Annotated in this window: 14 protein-coding genes; 7 read left to right on the forward strand and 7 right to left on the reverse strand. The window is 57.1% G+C overall.

The features are described 5' to 3' along the window. Positions 1-51 precede the first annotated feature (51 nt). On the forward strand, positions 52-1,593 hold the full coding sequence (locus ACOTX1_RS00290) for a peptide MFS transporter (RefSeq protein WP_023314644.1): 1,542 nt from the start codon (positions 52-54) through the stop codon (positions 1,591-1,593). Between the two features lie 58 nt (positions 1,594-1,651). Next, positions 1,652-1,873, forward strand: coding sequence for a zinc ribbon domain-containing protein (locus ACOTX1_RS00295; protein WP_003860607.1), 222 nt, complete (start codon positions 1,652-1,654; stop codon positions 1,871-1,873). Here the strand turns inward: ACOTX1_RS00295 and ACOTX1_RS00300 are convergent. Genes ACOTX1_RS00300 through xseA form a run of 3 tightly spaced genes read right to left on the reverse strand, consistent with a single transcriptional unit; the run spans position 1,870 to position 4,671 of the window. Beyond that, entirely contained in the window at positions 1,870-2,220 is a 351-nt protein-coding gene (locus ACOTX1_RS00300) for a protealysin inhibitor emfourin (RefSeq protein ID WP_003860606.1), read from the reverse strand. The two genes, ACOTX1_RS00295 and ACOTX1_RS00300, sit on opposite strands and share 4 nt — an antisense overlap. Then, positions 2,220-3,239, reverse strand: a complete 1,020-nt coding sequence (locus ACOTX1_RS00305) for a M4 family metallopeptidase (RefSeq protein ID WP_023314643.1) — start codon at positions 3,237-3,239, stop codon at positions 2,220-2,222. The genes ACOTX1_RS00300 and ACOTX1_RS00305 overlap by 1 nt, the downstream gene beginning before the upstream one ends. Before the next feature lie 58 nt (positions 3,240-3,297). Then, positions 3,298-4,671, reverse strand: a complete 1,374-nt coding sequence (gene xseA / locus ACOTX1_RS00310) for an exodeoxyribonuclease VII large subunit (protein WP_023314642.1) — start codon at positions 4,669-4,671, stop codon at positions 3,298-3,300. Between the two features lie 159 nt (positions 4,672-4,830). On the opposite strand from xseA, the gene guaB reads away from it, so the two are divergent. Continuing rightward, the gene (guaB, locus tag ACOTX1_RS00315; protein WP_003860601.1) at positions 4,831-6,297 is read left to right on the forward strand and encodes an IMP dehydrogenase; all 1,467 of its coding nucleotides are present in this window, start codon (positions 4,831-4,833) and stop codon (positions 6,295-6,297) included. 67 nt (positions 6,298-6,364) lie between these two features. After that, positions 6,365-7,942, forward strand: coding sequence for a glutamine-hydrolyzing GMP synthase (guaA, locus tag ACOTX1_RS00320; protein WP_003860599.1), 1,578 nt, complete (start codon positions 6,365-6,367; stop codon positions 7,940-7,942). A gap of 102 nt (positions 7,943-8,044) precedes the next feature. On the opposite strand, the gene ACOTX1_RS00325 is transcribed toward guaA, so the two are convergent. After that, positions 8,045-8,398, reverse strand: coding sequence for a helix-turn-helix domain-containing protein (locus ACOTX1_RS00325; RefSeq protein WP_022651570.1), 354 nt, complete (start codon positions 8,396-8,398; stop codon positions 8,045-8,047). Between the two features lie 338 nt (positions 8,399-8,736). Between ACOTX1_RS00325 and ACOTX1_RS00330 the strand changes: the two genes are divergently transcribed. Then, positions 8,737-9,912 carry an efflux RND transporter periplasmic adaptor subunit gene (locus ACOTX1_RS00330; protein ID WP_003860596.1) on the forward strand — a complete coding sequence of 392 codons (1,176 nt, stop codon included), beginning with the start codon at positions 8,737-8,739 and terminating at the stop codon, positions 9,910-9,912. A 23-nt stretch (positions 9,913-9,935) separates the two neighbouring features. After that, positions 9,936-13,088, forward strand: a complete 3,153-nt coding sequence (gene oqxB / locus ACOTX1_RS00335) for a multidrug efflux RND transporter permease subunit OqxB (protein WP_003860594.1) — start codon at positions 9,936-9,938, stop codon at positions 13,086-13,088. A gap of 66 nt (positions 13,089-13,154) precedes the next feature. On the opposite strand, the gene ACOTX1_RS00340 is transcribed toward oqxB, so the two are convergent. From ACOTX1_RS00340 to ACOTX1_RS00350, 3 genes are all read right to left on the reverse strand, one after another. Continuing rightward, the gene (locus tag ACOTX1_RS00340) at positions 13,155-13,634 is read right to left on the reverse strand and encodes an RrF2 family transcriptional regulator (RefSeq protein WP_003860591.1); all 480 of its coding nucleotides are present in this window, start codon (positions 13,632-13,634) and stop codon (positions 13,155-13,157) included. Between the two features lie 167 nt (positions 13,635-13,801). Beyond that, the gene (locus ACOTX1_RS00345) at positions 13,802-15,190 is read right to left on the reverse strand and encodes a sensor histidine kinase (protein WP_023314641.1); all 1,389 of its coding nucleotides are present in this window, start codon (positions 15,188-15,190) and stop codon (positions 13,802-13,804) included. After that, positions 15,190-15,867: a response regulator gene (locus ACOTX1_RS00350; protein ID WP_022651566.1), complete on the reverse strand. Its 678-nt coding sequence runs from the start codon at positions 15,865-15,867 to the stop codon at positions 15,190-15,192. Before ACOTX1_RS00350 ends, ACOTX1_RS00345 begins: the two co-directional genes overlap by 1 nt. 203 nt (positions 15,868-16,070) lie before the next feature. Here ACOTX1_RS00350 and ACOTX1_RS00355 point away from each other — a divergent pair, with 203 nt between their 5' ends. Further along, positions 16,071-16,907, forward strand: a complete 837-nt coding sequence (locus ACOTX1_RS00355) for a MipA/OmpV family protein (protein ID WP_003860587.1) — start codon at positions 16,071-16,073, stop codon at positions 16,905-16,907. The last annotated feature ends 72 nt before the right edge of the window (positions 16,908-16,979 follow it).

Raw genomic sequence — 16,979 nt, forward strand, 5'->3', positions numbered from 1 at the left:
GGCGTACATGCTGGTGTTTACAAGCACGACACATACCTTTTCGGGAGAATTATGCAATCCTCTGTTAATCAAAAAGAGAGCCGAACCTTCTTCGGCCATCCTTATCCGCTCGGTTCTCTGTTCTTCACCGAGATGTGGGAGCGTTTCTCGTTTTACGGTATTCGCCCGCTACTGATCCTGTTTATGGCCGCCACCGTGTATGACGGCGGAATGGGCCTGGCGCGTGAAAACGCCTCGGCGATTGTCGGTATTTTTGCTGGCACCATGTACCTCGCCGCGCTGCCGGGCGGCTGGCTGGCGGATAACTGGCTCGGCCAGCAGCGGGCCGTCTGGTACGGTTCGATTTTGATTGCGCTTGGGCACCTGTCGATTGCCCTGTCGGCCATCATGGGCGACAACCTGTTCTTCATCGGCCTGATGTTTATCGTGCTCGGCTCCGGCCTGTTCAAGACCTGTATCTCGGTCATGGTGGGGACACTGTACAAAAAGGGCGATGCGCGTCGTGACGGCGGTTTCTCGCTGTTCTATATGGGCATCAACATGGGCTCGTTCATTGCCCCTCTGATTTCCGGCTGGCTGATTAAAACCCACGGCTGGCACTGGGGCTTTGGTATCGGTGGTATTGGGATGCTGGTCGCCCTGATTATCTTCCGCGTGTTTGCCGTTCCGGCCATGAAGCGTTACGACAGCGAAGTCGGTCTGGACTCCACCTGGAACAGTCCGGTAGTGAAACGTAACGGCGTGGGCGCCTGGCTGCTGGCGCTGGCTGTGGGTGTTGCAATCATCGTTACGTTGATTGCCCAGGGCGTGATTGTGATTAATCCGGTCGCGGTCGCCAGCGTGCTGGTGTATGTGATTGCCGCCTCCGTCGCGCTCTACTTCATCTATCTGTTCATCTTCGCCGGGCTGAATCGCAAAGAGCGCGCAAGGCTGCTGGTGTGCTTTATTCTGCTGGTCTCCGCCGCGTTCTTCTGGTCCGCGTTCGAGCAGAAGCCAACCTCCTTCAACCTGTTCGCCAACGACTACACTAACCGCATGATCGGTGATTTTGAGATCCCGGCGGTGTGGTTCCAGTCGATTAATGCCCTGTTCATCATTCTGCTGGCCCCGGTATTTAGCTGGGCATGGCCGAAGCTGGCGAGCAAAAACATTCGTCCGAGCAGCATCACCAAGTTCGTGATCGGTATTCTGTGTGCAGCGGCGGGCTTTGGCCTGATGATGCTGGCGGCGCAGAACGTACTGAGCAACGGTGGGGCAGGGGTTTCTCCGTTCTGGCTGGTGGGTAGTATCCTGATGCTGACGCTCGGGGAACTGTGCCTGAGTCCGATTGGTCTGGCGACCATGACCCTGCTGGCGCCGGAAAGAATGCGCGGCCAGATGATGGGCCTGTGGTTCTGCGCCAGTGCGCTGGGTAACCTGGCTGCGGGGCTGATTGGCGGTCACGTGAAGGCCGACCAGCTGGATATGCTGCCAGACCTCTTTGCCCGTTGCTCTATCGCGCTGCTGATTTGTGCTGCGGTGCTGTTCGTCCTCATTGTTCCGGTGCGTCGCATGCTGGAAAATGCGCAAACTAAACCGGCTACCGAAGCCTGATACTATTCAGTCTGCCGGGGCAGTTGTCCTGTCCCGGCCCAACTCAACAGGAGAGAGCATGTCGATTACCTGTCCGGATTGCCACGCAGCGCTCGAGCCGCAAAACGGTATCGCGCACTGCGACAGCTGCAATAAAGATATTCCCCTCGAAGCGCGCTGCCCTGACTGCCATCAGCCGCTTCAGGTACTCAAGGCCTGCGGCGCGGTGGATTACTTCTGTCAGAACGGCCACGGGCTGATCTCAAAAAAACGCGTCGAGTTCGTCAGGGCTGGGGCTTAATCGCACACGCAGCCTTCTCCTTTTTGCCATAGCTCGATCAGCGATTCCGGCGCTTCCTGCTCCGGAACCAGCACAATAATATCGGTATACTGCGCCTGATTGTGCCGGGTCCAGATTATCTGAATGCGAAAATAGCGCTGATCGCCGCTGCCCGGAGACGACGCCTGGCCCGGAGGCTGTCCGCGCGGGATAGCCTGTTCCAGAATATTCACCACGCGCTGACGCTGCGCCTCGTTGAGCGTGGAGAGGGCGATCGTGCGCTGACCGCTCAGCTTAGGAATAAAGGCGACGCCGCCTTCCCGGGCCAGCTCAACCACGGCGTCATCCGTCAGTTCCGGTACCTGCATTACAGTACTCCCACCTGTTCCCAGGCTTGTTTAATGGCCGCCCCAACGTCGCTACCGGAGCGTTTCTCGCCGTGGGCGATCGTCAGTTTTGCGAAAGCGTCAAAATCCGCATCCTGCGCCAGGTTGCGATCGCAAACCGTGTCGTACCAGGCATAACCCGCTTTTTCCCAGGCGTAGCCACCGATTGCCGTTGCGGCCAGGTAAAACGCCCGGTTGGGGATGCCAGAGTTGAGGTGTACGCCGCCGTTATCCTCGCGCGTTTTGATGAAATCTTTCATGTGCGCGGGCTGCGGGTCTTTGCCAAGGAGGGGATCGTCGTAGGCGGTGCCGGGTTCAGACATTGAGCGCAGCCCTTTGCCGTTAATCCCCGCTGCCAGCAGCCCTTCGCCAATCAGCCAGTCTGCCTGGTCGGCGGTTTGCTTAAGATAGTATTGCTTCACCAGCGAACCAAACACGTCGGATAACGACTCGTTCAGCGCGCCAGATTGTTCAAAGTAAATGAGCCCGGCTTCGGTCTCCGTCACACCGTGGCTCAGCTCATGCGCCACCACGTCGATGGCAATGGTGAAGCGGTTGAAGATTTCCCCGTCACCGTCGCCAAAGACCATCTGCTGGCCGTTCCAGAAGGCGTTCTGATATTCCCGACCATAATGCACGGTGCCGGTGAGGATCAGTCCTTTGTTATCGAGTGAATCGCGCTGATATTCTTTCCAGAAGAAATCATGGGTGATACCCAGATAATCGTACGCTTCATCCACCGCCACATCGCCGTTGGAGGGCTGGCCTTCATAGCGCACCTGGGTACCCGGCAGCTCCTGGGTCTGTTTCGCATCGTAGATGTCACGCTCAAGCTGTCCGGCTTTATTCACATGCGGCGCGGCGGGCTTGCCCGGCATATGCGCCATCAGGGTTTGCACATGGGTTAATGTCTGACGGGCGCAGCGCTGCTGGGGCTCTGACCCGCTTTCGATAATACGACGAAGAATATACGGAGGGATGACGCTATGAAGATGGGGCATGCTGCTCTCCTTATTAAAAAAGGCAATAGCAGCAGTATAGTTTGTAACCGGCGAAGATTTATCCGCTTTTACGCTGGCGCGTTTTTTTCATCGGTTTGATCTCTTTCACCTCACTCTCGACCCAGCCGTCAGAAAGCCGGGTGGTGAGTACATCCCCGGCTTTGACCTGTTTCGTCTGCTTCAACACTTTGCCGTCCGTCGCGGTGGTCACACTATAGCCGCGGGCCAGCGTGGAGAGCGGGCTGACGGCTTCCAGATGGGTGACCGCATTGCCAAAACGCTCGCGCGTGGTGCTCAGGCGTGAGCGGATATTTTCCGCGAGGCGATACTCAAGCTGCTGGATCCGCGTTTGTGCGCGATAAATCTTCGGCTGCGGATTCTGCTGGTTCAGACGCTGCGTCGTGCGCTGCTGGCGCGATACCGCCCGCTTAAGCTGGTTATCCAGCGCGAAGTTCATCCGCTGACGCAGACGTTCCAGCACAGTTTGCTGACGCGCGAGACGCAATTGCGGATGCTGCTGTTGCAGACGATGGTGAAGCTGGGTAAAGCGGCGGGTACGGTTGGCGAGGAAGTAGTCCATCGCCATCTCCAGGCGCTGCTGCCCGTTCTGGATCTGACGCAGCAGCTCCTGCTGGTTACGGCTGACTACCTCTGCCGCCGCGGACGGCGTGGGCGCGCGTAAATCCGCGACAAAATCCGCTATCGTCACATCCGTTTCATGGCCGACGGCGCTTACCACCGGGATAAGGCTGGCAAAGATTGCCCGCGCCACGCGCTCGTCGTTAAAGCTCCACAGGTCTTCCAGCGAGCCGCCGCCGCGCCCGACGATCAGGACATCACACTCCTGACGCGCATTCGCCAGCTCAATGGCGCGCACGATCTGCCCCGGCGCATCGTCACCCTGAACGGCAGTCGGGTAGATAATGACGGGCAGGGAAGGGTCACGGCGCTTAAGGACGTGCAAAATATCGTGCAGGGCCGCACCGGTTTTCGACGTGATAACCCCAACGCAGTGGGCTGGTGAGGGAAGGGGTTTTTTAAACTGCTGGTCGAACAATCCCTCAGCCGAAAGCATGGCTTTTAGCTGCTCGTACTTCTGTTGCAGCAAGCCTTCACCGGCGGGCTGCATGCTCTCGACGATAATCTGATAATCGCCGCGCGGCTCATACAGGGTAATGTTGGCGCGAACCAGAACCTGCTGGCCATGCTGAGGACGGAACGTCACGCGACGGTTGCTGTTGCGGAACATCGCGCAGCGCACCTGAGCGGTGTCGTCTTTCAGCGTAAAGTACCAGTGGCCGGAAGCAGGCTGCGTGAAGTTAGAGATTTCACCGCTGATCCAGACCTGTCCCATTTCCTGCTCAAGCAGCAAACGCACCGTCTGATTAAGGCGGCTGACAGTATAGATTGAGGGGGATTGAGAGGATAACATGTGAGCGGGATCAAATTCTAAATCAGCAAGTTATTCAGTCGATAGTAACCTGCTGAGAGGTGAGCGCAAGCATTTTTTTCAAAAAAGTGTGGATGCAATCGGTTACGCTCTGTATAATGCCACGGCAATATTTAACCACCCAGGTCAGAGATATTGCCCATGCTACGTATTGCTAAAGAAGCACTGACGTTTGACGACGTCCTCCTCGTTCCCGCTCACTCCACCGTTCTGCCGAATACTGCCGACCTCAGCACGCAGTTGACGAAAACCATTCGTCTGAACATTCCTATGCTCTCCGCAGCAATGGACACCGTGACTGAAGCGCGTCTGGCTATCGCCCTGGCACAGGAAGGCGGCATTGGCTTTATCCACAAAAACATGTCTATCGAGCGTCAGGCGGAAGAAGTTCGCCGCGTGAAGAAGCATGAATCCGGTATCGTGTCCGATCCTCAGACCGTTCTGCCAACCACCACGCTGCACGAAGTGAAAGCCCTGACCGAGCGTAACGGCTTTGCAGGCTACCCGGTAGTCACTGAAGACAACGAACTGGTCGGCATCATTACCGGTCGTGACGTGCGTTTCGTGACTGACCTGAACCAGCCTGTAAGCGTCTACATGACGCCAAAAGAGCGTCTGGTGACCGTGCGTGAAGGCGAAACCCGCGACGTGGTGCTGGCGAAAATGCACGAAAAACGCGTTGAGAAAGCGCTGGTTGTGGACGCGAACTTCCACCTGCGCGGCATGATCACCGTTAAAGATTTCCAGAAAGCAGAACGTAAACCGAACGCCTGTAAAGACGAGCATGGCCGTCTGCGCGTCGGCGCTGCGGTTGGCGCGGGCGCAGGTAACGAAGAGCGCGTTGACGCGCTGGTTGCCGCGGGCGTTGACGTGCTGCTGATTGACTCCTCCCACGGCCACTCCGAAGGCGTTCTGCAACGTATTCGTGAAACCCGTGCTAAATACCCGGATCTCCAGATTATCGGCGGTAACGTGGCAACAGGCGCAGGCGCTCGCGCGCTGGCGGAAGCGGGTTGCAGCGCGGTGAAAGTGGGTATCGGCCCTGGCTCTATCTGTACCACCCGTATCGTCACTGGCGTAGGCGTGCCGCAGATCACGGCGGTTTCTGACGCGGTTGAAGCGCTGGAAGGCACCGGTATTCCGGTTATCGCGGACGGCGGTATCCGCTTCTCTGGTGACATCGCCAAAGCGATCGCCGCAGGTGCCGCAGCCGTGATGGTGGGCTCCATGCTGGCCGGTACCGAAGAATCTCCGGGTGAAATCGAACTCTACCAGGGGCGTTCTTATAAATCCTACCGCGGTATGGGCTCCCTGGGCGCGATGTCCAAAGGTTCCTCCGACCGTTACTTCCAGACCGATAACGCTGCTGACAAACTGGTACCGGAAGGTATCGAAGGTCGCGTGGCGTATAAAGGCCGCCTGAAAGAGATCATTCACCAGCAGATGGGCGGCCTGCGCTCCTGTATGGGTCTGACCGGCTGTGGTACCATTGACCTGCTGCGTACCAAAGCGGAATTCGTACGCATCAGCGGTGCGGGTATCCAGGAGAGCCACGTTCACGACGTGACGATCACCAAAGAGTCCCCGAACTACCGTCTGGGCTCCTGATAAATTTCCGCGCCCGGCTCAATGCCGGGCGCTTTGTTTTGTTTCACTTGCCTCGGAATTAGCGTCAATGACGGAAAACATTCATAAACATCGCATTCTCATCCTGGACTTTGGTTCTCAGTACACTCAGCTGGTGGCGCGCCGCGTGCGTGAGCTGGGCGTTTACTGTGAGCTGTGGGCGTGGGATGTCACGGAAGCACAGATTCGCGAATTCAATCCAAGCGGCATCATCCTGTCCGGCGGCCCGGAAAGCACCACCGAAGAGAACAGCCCGCGCGCGCCGCAGTACGTGTTCGAAGCGGGCGTACCGGTGTTCGGCGTTTGCTACGGTATGCAGACCATGGCGATGCAGCTGGGCGGCCACGTAGAAGGCTCTAACGAGCGTGAGTTCGGCTACGCGCAGGTTGAAGTTGTCACCGACAGCGCGCTGGTGCGCGGTATCGAAGACTCCCTGACCGCAGACGGCAAGCCGCTGCTGGACGTGTGGATGAGCCACGGCGACAAAGTCACCGCCATCCCATCCGACTTCGTGACCGTTGCCAGCACCGAAAGCTGCCCGTTCGCCATCATGGCGAACGAAGAAAAACGTTTCTACGGCGTGCAGTTCCACCCGGAAGTGACCCACACCCGTCAGGGTATGCGCATGCTGGAGCGCTTCGTGCGTGACATCTGCCAGTGTGAAGCCCTGTGGACCCCGGCAAAAATCATCGACGACGCCGTGGAGCGTATCCGCCAGCAGGTTGGCGATGACAAAGTGATCCTCGGCCTCTCCGGTGGCGTGGACTCCTCTGTGACCGCGATGCTGCTGCACCGCGCCATCGGCAAAAACCTGACCTGTGTCTTCGTGGATAACGGCCTGCTGCGCCTGAACGAAGCGAAGCAGGTTATGGACATGTTTGGCGACCACTTCGGTCTGAACATCGTTCACGTGGAAGGCGAGCAGCGTTTCCTGGACGCGCTGAAAGGCGAGAACGATCCGGAAGCGAAACGTAAGATCATCGGTCGCGTGTTCGTGGAAGTGTTCGACGAAGAAGCGCTGAAGCTGGAAGACGTGAAATGGCTGGCGCAGGGCACTATCTACCCTGACGTGATCGAGTCTGCGGCCTCCGCAACCGGTAAAGCGCACGTTATCAAATCTCACCACAACGTGGGCGGCCTGCCGAAAGAGATGAAGATGGGTCTGGTGGAACCGCTGCGTGAGCTGTTCAAAGACGAAGTGCGTAAAATCGGTCTGGAGCTGGGGCTGCCGTACGACATGCTCTACCGTCACCCGTTCCCGGGCCCGGGCCTCGGCGTACGCGTGCTGGGCGAAGTGAAGAAAGAGTACTGCGACCTGCTGCGTCGTGCGGACGCGATCTTCATCGAAGAGCTGCACAAGGCTGACCTGTACAACAAGGTAAGCCAGGCGTTCACCGTGTTCCTGCCGGTTCGTTCTGTAGGCGTAATGGGCGATGGACGTAAGTACGACTGGGTTGTTTCCCTGCGTGCGGTGGAAACAATCGACTTCATGACCGCGCACTGGGCGCACCTGCCGTATGACTTCTTAGGCCGCGTGTCTAACAGAATAATCAATGAAGTCAATGGCATTTCCCGCGTGGTGTATGACATCAGCGGCAAGCCACCGGCGACGATCGAGTGGGAGTAAGCCCATAACCTTTCCTGCGAAGTTATAAACAGGTAAGACTGATAAAACCCTCTGTTTACAGAGGGTTTTTCTTTTGTAGCTGATATCCGAACGGGACGTGAGCTACTGGCTCATCTGCCGGGATCCACGGCAGCCGATACTGCGTCGCCATGCCCCTGGCGCCTGACCATACTGACGCTTAAAGCTGCGATTGAAGGACTGCTGAGAGTCAAAGCCCAGCGCGATCGCCACGTTCAGAATCGGTTCATCGCTGTGGGCTAAGCGCTCAACCGATTTTTGCAGCTTTTGCGCGCGAATATATTCGGCGAGAGGGGAGCCGGTATGTTCTTTGAAAAGTCGCTGGAGGTGCCATTTCGAATAGCCGGCTCGCCTGGAGACGGTTTCAATGTCCAGACGGCTATCGAGGTTGTTGTCGATCCAGTCGAGTAAATCGTGAATGAATGCACCCGTGTTCATCTTGCTTCCCCCTACGCCACGCATTAAAAAGCATCTTTGTTTGTTGCACTTAAAGGTGACCCGTTTTTACATTAATTGCAAGTTTTATTGTTGCATTTAAATCCCTGCTCAAAACACGTGATTTACCTTTGCCGCAAATAGCACATAAAGTGCAACAATTATTCTTGCACTTAGTTAAGCGCCTTCCTACAATCGCCGCGAATAGTGTATTCGCAACTGTTACAGTTTTGTGGCGATGAACGACACAAATGGCCTTAAGCCAGCTACCGGACAAAGGAAGTGGCGCGGCGTCTCCCGCTGCGTCTTGCCCGGCGGCTACAATAACCGGAATAAAAATAATGAGCCTGCAAAAAACCTGGGGTAACTTTCATCTGAGCGCGATGGGGGTGGTTTTACTCTCCGTGCTTCTCGTCGGGTGCGATGACAGCGTCGCGCAAAATGCCGCGCCGCAAGCGCCCGTTGTCAGCGCTGCTGACGTGGTGGTGAAATCCATTAGCCAGTGGGACAGCTTTAACGGTCGCATTGAAGCGGTGGAAAGCGTTCAGCTGCGTCCGCGCGTGTCCGGCTACATTGAGAAAGTGAATTACACCGACGGCCAGGAAGTGAAGAAGGGCGAGGTGCTGTTCACCATCGATGACCGAACCTATCGCGCCGCGCTGGAACAGGCGCAGGCGAACCTGGCAAGAGCCAAAACGCAGGCCAGCCTCGCGCAAAGTGAAGCCAACCGTACCGATAAGTTGATCAATACCCATCTGGTCTCACGGGAAGAGTGGGAGCAGCGTCGCTCGGCTGCCGTTCAGGCGCAGGCCGACATTCGCGCCGCGCAGGCGGCGGTTGACGCTGCGCAACTTAACCTTGACTTCACCAAAGTGACCGCGCCTATCGACGGTCGCGCCAGCCGGGCGCTGATCACCAGCGGTAACCTGGTGACGGCGGGCGACAGCGCCAGCGTGCTCACCACCCTGGTCTCGCAGAAGACGGTTTATGTCTACTTCGACGTGGACGAGTCAACCTACCTTCACTATCAGAAACTGGCCCGCAGCGGGCAGGGGGCGTCAAGCAATCACACGGCGCTGCCGGTGGAGATTGGCCTGACGGGCGAAGAGGGCTATCCCCATCAGGGCAAAGTGGATTTCCTGGATAACCAGCTTACGCAGGGTACGGGGACCATCCGCATGCGCGCGCTGCTGGATAACTCACAGCGTCAGTTCACGCCGGGACTGTTTGCCCGCGTACGCCTGCCGGGCAGTGCGGAATTTAAAGCCACGCTTGTTGACGATAAGGCGGTGCTAACCGATCAGGATCGTAAATACGTCTATATCGTGGATAAAGACGGAAAAGCGCAGCGCCGCGACATCACGCCCGGGCGTCTGGCCGACGGTTTACGTATCGTACAGCAGGGGCTGAATCCCGGGGATAAAGTCATCGTCGATGGTTTACAAAAAGTGTTTATGCCGGGTATGCCGGTTAATGCAAAAACCGTTGCCATGACCGCCAGCGCCGCCCTCAACTGATCCCTTACCTGAGAATCCAATCCATGGACTTTTCCCGTTTTTTCATCGACAGGCCGATTTTTGCCGCCGTACTGTCGATTCTGATTTTTATCACAGGATTAATCGCCATCCCGCTGCTGCCGGTGAGCGAATACCCTGACGTCGTGCCGCCAAGCGTGCAGGTGCGCGCCGAGTATCCGGGCGCCAACCCGAAAGTGATTGCTGAGACCGTGGCAACACCGCTGGAAGAGGCGATCAACGGCGTTGAAAACATGATGTACATGAAATCCGTCGCGGGCTCGGACGGCGTGCTGGTGACCACCGTGACCTTCCGTCCGGGGACTGACCCGGATCAGGCGCAGGTTCAGGTGCAAAACCGCGTCGCGCAGGCCGAGGCGCGTCTGCCGGAAGACGTGCGGCGTTTGGGCATCACGACTCAGAAACAGTCGCCAACGCTGACGCTGGTGGTGCATCTGTTTTCGCCTGGTGGTAAGTACGATTCACTGTATATGCGTAACTACGCCACGCTGAAGGTGAAGGACGAGCTGGCGCGTCTGCCCGGCGTGGGTCAGATCCAGATTTTTGGCTCGGGTGAATACGCGATGCGCGTCTGGCTGGATCCGAACAAGGTGGCTGCCCGCGGTCTGACCGCTTCGGACGTAGTGACGGCGATGCAGGAGCAGAACGTGCAGGTGTCTGCCGGGCAACTTGGCGCCGAGCCGCTGCCGAAAGAGAGTGACTTCCTGATCTCCATTAACGCCCAGGGCCGCCTGCATACCGAAGAAGAGTTTGGCAATATTGTCCTGAAAACAACGCAGGATGGTACGGTCGTCCGCCTGCGCGATGTGGCGCGGATTGAAATGGGTTCCGGGAGCTATGCCCTGCGTTCCCAGCTGAACAATAAAGATGCGGTCGGGATTGGTATCTTCCAGTCTCCTGGGGCGAACGCCATCGATCTGTCTAACGCGGTGCGCGCCAAAATGGACGAACTGTCGACGCGATTCCCGGACGATATGAAATGGGCGGCGCCTTACGACCCGACGGTATTTGTACGCGACTCGATCCGCGCGGTGGTGCAAACGCTGCTGGAAGCGGTGGTGCTGGTCGTGCTGGTGGTGATCCTGTTCCTGCAAACATGGCGCGCGTCGATTATCCCGCTGATTGCGGTGCCGGTATCGGTAGTGGGTACCTTCAGTATTCTCTACCTGCTGGGCTTTTCGCTGAATACCCTGAGTCTATTCGGGCTGGTGCTGGCGATTGGTATCGTAGTGGACGATGCCATCGTGGTGGTGGAAAACGTCGAACGAAATATCGAAGAGGGGCTCGCCCCACTTGCGGCAGCGCATCAGGCGATGCGTGAGGTGTCCGGGCCGATTATTGCCATTGCGCTGGTGCTCTGTGCGGTATTCGTTCCGATGGCGTTCCTCTCCGGCGTGACCGGTCAGTTTTACAAACAGTTTGCGGTAACGATAGCCATTTCCACGGTGATCTCCGCCATCAACTCGCTGACGCTCTCGCCAGCGCTGGCCGCGCTGCTGTTGAAGCCGCATGGCGCCCCGAAAGATTTCCCGACCCGGCTTATCGATCGTCTGTTCGGCTGGATTTTCCGTCCGTTTAACCGCTTTTTCCACCGCAGCTCGACTGGCTATCAGGGGCTGGTGAGCAAAACGCTCGGCCGACGCGGGGCGGTGTTTGTGGTTTATTTGCTGCTGCTTTGCGCTGCGGGGGTGATGTTTAAAGCCGTTCCCGGCGGGTTTATTCCGACGCAGGATAAGCTGTACCTGATTGGCGGCGTGAAAATGCCGGAAGGCTCGTCGCTGGCGCGTACCGATGCGGTGATCCGCAAAATGAGCGAAATCGGGATGAATACCGAAGGCGTGGATTATGCGGTCGCGTTTCCTGGCCTGAATGCGCTCCAGTTCACCAATACGCCGAACACCGGGACGGTCTTTTTTGGCCTGAAGCCGTTCGACCAGCGTAAACATTCCGCGGCGGAAATTAACGCGGAGATCAACGCGAAAATCGCGCAAATCCAGCAGGGCTTTGGCTTCTCGATTCTGCCGCCGCCGATTTTAGGGCTGGGTCAGGGGTCGGGCTATTCGCTGTACATACAGGATCGCGCTGGTCTGGGCTATGGCGCGCTGCAAAACGCGGTGAACACCATGTCCGGGGCGATTATGCAGACGCCGGGGATGCATTTCCCCATCTCAACCTACCAGGCTAACGTGCCGCAGTTGGACGTCCAGGTTGACCGCGATAAGGCGAAAGCGCAGGGCGTGTCGCTGACCGATCTCTTCGGGACGCTGCAAACCTATCTGGGCTCGTCGTACGTCAATGATTTCAACCAGTTCGGGCGTACCTGGCGCGTGATGGCGCAGGCCGACGGGCAGTTCCGCGACAGCGTGGAAGATATTGCGAATCTGCGTACCCGCAACAGCCAGGGCGAAATGGTGCCGATTGGCAGTATGGTGAACATCACGACCACCTACGGTCCGGACCCGGTGATCCGCTACAACGGCTACCCGGCGGCGGATCTGATTGGTGATGCCGACCCGCGCGTGCTCTCTTCCGCGCAGGCGATGACGCAGCTGGACGCTATGTCTAAGCAGATCCTGCCGAACGGGATGAATATTGAATGGACGGACCTGAGCTTCCAGCAGGCCACCCAGGGCAACACGGCGCTGATCGTCTTCCCGGTCGCAGTGCTGCTGGCGTTCCTGGTGCTGGCGGCGCTGTATGAAAGCTGGACGCTGCCGCTGGCGGTGATCCTCATCGTGCCGATGACGATGCTCTCCGCGCTGTTCGGCGTCTGGCTGACCGGGGGCGATAACAACGTCTTCGTGCAGGTAGGGCTGGTTGTGCTGATGGGGCTGGCCTGTAAAAACGCGATACTTATCGTGGAGTTTGCCCGCGAGCTGGAAATTCAGGGCAAAGGCATCATGGAGGCTGCGCTGGAGGCGTGCCGCCTGCGTTTACGCCCGATTGTAATGACTTCTATCGCCTTTATTGCCGGGACTATTCCACTGATCCTTGGTCACGGGGCAGGGGCAGAAGTGCGCGGCGTCACCGGGATCACCGTCTTCTCCGGGATGCTGGGCGTGACGCTGTTTGGTCTGTTCCTGACGCCGGTCTTTTACGTGACGCTGCGTAAGTTCGTGACGCGCGGCAAAGCGGAAAGAGAGGTGTTGCCTGCGTAGGACGTAGCAGATAGCAAAAAGCCGCCTTCACAATGAAGGCGGCTTTTTTTTCGCAGTCTGTCAGGATTAAGGCGCTTTTTTATGCTGCGTACAGAGTTCCGGCACCGGATCGCACCCGCTGGTATCGGCTTTTTTCACCTCTTCCAGCGCGCTGGCGACGGTATGGCGCGCTAAAACCGCTAACGAAGCCTGCTCCGCTTCATCAGCGATTGATTTGAAGTACCAGCAGGCGTTGGCGCTGACCACGCAGCGGGCCGGGACGTCAGGACGGGACGCCCACAGCTTTTTATCTTCAGTGACGGAAAGGTAGATATCACGCAGGGTGATCTCTTCAGCCGGGCGGCCAAGATGAATAGAGCCGTTGCGGCCAAGCGTGGAGACGATAATGCCGTCGCGGGCGAGAGGAACCATTAATTTGCGGATAAAGCTCGGATTCGCTTCCAGGCCGTAAGCCAGGATTGCACTCGTCGAACGTTCACCCGATTGCTCCGCCATCGCTACGCTGAGAACCATCTGCAAAGCTGTCGGGAAGCGGTAATCTAACATTTTTCTGTCCTGGGTTGCGGTGAATCTTGTTCTTTTTGGCACCGCAGAGGTGAATAATCAGTAAGTAACAATATAACAAATACGGTAATTTTATTGAAGCAATCTGCGGCATACGTGAAGTAACGCTGCGCTGACACATGTCAGGACGTGTAGCGCCGGGTTTACGTTCATGCGAACGCCGGATTCGGGAAATCAACGGTCACCATAAGACCACCTTCGGCTGACGTACTCAGATTGACCCTGCCGTTGTGTTGCTGCGTAACGGCTTTGACGATGGCAAGCCCCAGTCCACTCCCGCTTTGGATCTGATTAGGATCGCGGAAAAATCTGTCGAACACGCGCTCCCGCAGTTCAATCGGGATACCGGGGCCCGCGTCTGAGACGCGCAGCTGAGCGCACTTATCACGCGATTGCAGTTGTACCTCAATGCGTCCACCCTCAGGGCTGTACTTCACGGCATTCTCAATTAAATTGTCGATCAGCGACACCAGACGTTCCCGAATGCCTGCGACATGGATTTCATCGTCGGCGAAGAATTCAAACTCAATTCTGCGTCCGGACGCCAGCGGTTCCAGGGCAGCCATTCGCTCCTGAATAAGCGTTGTCAGCGGCACAGGCGACATCACCGTGCTGATGTGTGCTTCGCTGTGCATCATCAGCAGAAGCTGATTGACGAGACGCGCAGCACGGCTATTGCTGCGAACAATGCCCGCAAGCAGTTCCTGCTGGCTTTCGCTGATGACCCAGGACTGCAATGCCTCGACGTTGATCCGCATCGCGGCCAGAGGCGTACGCAGTTCGTGAGCGGCATCGGCAATAAACATTTTTTCCCTTTCGGCGCTTTCCCGCACCCTGGCCAGAAAGTCATTAATCGCGTCGACCGTCTGGCGAAGCTCTCTGTGTCTGGGGACGGCTTTTAAAGGCGAGAGATCGTCCGGCGTGCGCAATGAAATTTCATCTACCACCTTGTTCCAGGGGCGCATCGCGATGCGGATGGACAGCCACGCGGGGAACAGAAGAAAAGGGATGCATATCATCAGCGGCATGACGTAGTAGCCGCGCGAGTTCAGATAGATAAAGAAATTCCAGCTACCGGCAGGGGTAAAAAGGGTGACCTCCACGTCGGAGTGCGCGGATTTGAGGGTACGGCTTGTCCATGTATGGTCCTCACTCTGGACATGCTGCATGACCCCCAGACGGCTATTTTTTACCCCCGTTGGCGCACCATCCGAAGAAAAAATAATCTCGTTATTCTTGCGAACAATGAGGTTGATGGACAGCTCCGGGTCTTCACCGCCGCCATAGCCCTCCCGCAGCGCCTTGCTGAACGCTGCCAGCACGGCATTACGCGCCTGCGGGCGATCGTCCATGCTCTCTACCAGGGAAAAAACGGTTTCGTAAGTCTCATTGCCCGTCAGTATGGGAGGACTACGCAGGTCTTCCAGCAAAATGAAGGTTAAAAAGAGACACCAGAGCAACGTAAGCAGCAGCATCTGGGCGACCAGCATTCGCCTGACCAGTGTGGGAAGCCTGAGGTGGTGCCAAAAATTACGCATCAACCTGCCGCCTTCTGAACGGGTACGGTATCAATGACATACCCAACGCCTCTCACCGTTCGCACAAAGCCATCGCCAATTTTTCGCCGCAGGTTACCCATATGCACATCAAGTGCGTTGCTGAGGTTTTCTTTCGTGCCAAATAACCTTTCTTCCAGATACCGTCGCGTAAGCACGCGATCGGCGCGCAGCATTAACGTTTCAAGCAGCGCATATTCGCTTGCCGTCAGCTCAACGTGGCGTGCGCTCACCGTTACGCGACGCGTCGGAATATGAAGCGACAAACCGCGAATTTCTATTGCCTCATTTTCAAAACCGTAACTGCGCCGCGCAAGGGCTCTCACGCGCGCCAGCAGTTCGGCGAGAACAAAAGGTTTGACCAGATAATCGTCTGCGCCTGCATCCAGACCGCACAGGCGGTCCTGTAGCGTGCCTCGCGCCGTCAGGATGATGACGGGGACGCCCTTAAGCTGTTGACGCAGGCGCGTCATCAGGCTCATGCCATCGCCATCGGGCAGCCCCAGGTCTAGCAAAATAAGTTCCGGCACGCAGATCCCAAGCTGATGCAGCGCATCCTCTTTGCGGCGTACCCATATGACATCAAATCCTTGATCTGCAAGGGCGATACGTACGCCATTGCCGAGATCCAGGTCGTCTTCAATTAGTAGAATTTTCACATTGGTAACTGTATCAACAGTGCATGAAGAACAACTGAAGAAAAAACGGTATCAGGAATTCTTCAGGGTTTACAGAACCTTCACTTGCTTCAGCATTTCTTCATTTACGGCTCATAAGAACCTTAAGGTGAGTATTCAGAATGAGCGCTCTGGCGTTTAACACCGCTTGTATCGCAATTATCTGAATCCAAAGGGCTTCTTTAATGAGAAACATCACACTGCGTCATAGTTTCCCCCGTTCACGCATCGGTCGCAGCATGAAAAGCATCTTGCCGGGGGCCGTCCTGGCGTTACTGGCTACCACGGCCCTGGCGGCAGATCAGCGCCAGGGCAACGTGTTAACCCTGGGAGGCGGCGTGGATGTTGCGCCACGCTATTCCGGTTCGGACAAGAGCCGGGTCTCTGCGGCTCAGGTGGTTGATTACGCGATGGCAAATGGTTTTTTTGTCAGCACCACGCGGGGGATCGGCTACGGCAACAGCTTTGGTAACCTGGACTACAACGCAGCGCTGAGCTATCGCGCTGGACGTAAGGATCGCGACGTAAGCAGCGATTCGATCGCCTCCGGCAGCGACGACCTGCGGGGAATGGGTGACATTAAAGGCTCAGCTATCGTTGTGCCAGGGCTGGGGTACAGGGTGACTGACTGGCTGACCGTGCAGTTGCAGGCAGAGGTTCCGGTTTCTGAGAGAGACAATGGTGAGGCTGTGCATTTCGGCATTGCCAGCCCGTTCTATACATCTCCGAAAAATGCGTTAACGCTGGCGCTGACCGGTAGCTGGGGATCCAGTAAGTACGTGCAAACCTATTACGGGGTGAATGCCGCCCAGTCGGCCGCATCGGGTTTTGCCCGACACGATGCCGGATCGGGACTATATGCGTATTCGCTGAACCTGGACTGGACTCATAAGCTCACCTCCCGCTGGAGCCTGCTTGCCGCAGCTGGCGTTACGCAGCTGACGGGAGAGGCTGGCGATAGCCCAATTGTTCAGCGAAAAACGTCTCCTGTGGGAAGTTTGAAGGTGACGTACAGCTTCTGATGGTTAAGAGAGGGGGAAGGCGCGTTTGTGACAAAACCGCACATAACCCCGTTGCAGAAGCCAGAAGTGCAT

Origin of the sequence: Enterobacter cloacae complex sp. IR5401 (assembly GCF_049238425.1) — a bacterium.
In the GTDB taxonomy this organism is placed as follows: domain Bacteria; phylum Pseudomonadota; class Gammaproteobacteria; order Enterobacterales; family Enterobacteriaceae; genus Enterobacter; species Enterobacter hormaechei_C.

Excerpts from the sequence above, each read along its gene's own strand:
- ACOTX1_RS00290 (WP_023314644.1), top strand. The coding sequence starts at position 52 with ATGCAATCCTCTGTTAATCAAAAAGAGAGCCGAACCTTCTTCGGCCAT.
- ACOTX1_RS00295 (WP_003860607.1), top strand. The coding sequence starts at position 1,652 with ATGTCGATTACCTGTCCGGATTGCCACGCAGCGCTCGAGCCGCAAAAC.
- ACOTX1_RS00300 (WP_003860606.1), bottom strand. The coding sequence starts at position 2,220 with ATGCAGGTACCGGAACTGACGGATGACGCCGTGGTTGAGCTGGCCCGG.
- ACOTX1_RS00305 (WP_023314643.1), bottom strand. The coding sequence starts at position 3,239 with ATGCCCCATCTTCATAGCGTCATCCCTCCGTATATTCTTCGTCGTATT.
- xseA (WP_023314642.1), bottom strand. The coding sequence starts at position 4,671 with ATGTTATCCTCTCAATCCCCCTCAATCTATACTGTCAGCCGCCTTAAT.
- guaB (WP_003860601.1), top strand. The coding sequence starts at position 4,831 with ATGCTACGTATTGCTAAAGAAGCACTGACGTTTGACGACGTCCTCCTC.
- guaA (WP_003860599.1), top strand. The coding sequence starts at position 6,365 with ATGACGGAAAACATTCATAAACATCGCATTCTCATCCTGGACTTTGGT.
- ACOTX1_RS00325 (WP_022651570.1), bottom strand. The coding sequence starts at position 8,398 with ATGAACACGGGTGCATTCATTCACGATTTACTCGACTGGATCGACAAC.
- ACOTX1_RS00330 (WP_003860596.1), top strand. The coding sequence starts at position 8,737 with ATGAGCCTGCAAAAAACCTGGGGTAACTTTCATCTGAGCGCGATGGGG.
- oqxB (WP_003860594.1), top strand. The coding sequence starts at position 9,936 with ATGGACTTTTCCCGTTTTTTCATCGACAGGCCGATTTTTGCCGCCGTA.
- ACOTX1_RS00340 (WP_003860591.1), bottom strand. The coding sequence starts at position 13,634 with ATGTTAGATTACCGCTTCCCGACAGCTTTGCAGATGGTTCTCAGCGTA.
- ACOTX1_RS00345 (WP_023314641.1), bottom strand. The coding sequence starts at position 15,190 with ATGCGTAATTTTTGGCACCACCTCAGGCTTCCCACACTGGTCAGGCGA.
- ACOTX1_RS00355 (WP_003860587.1), top strand. The coding sequence starts at position 16,071 with ATGAGAAACATCACACTGCGTCATAGTTTCCCCCGTTCACGCATCGGT.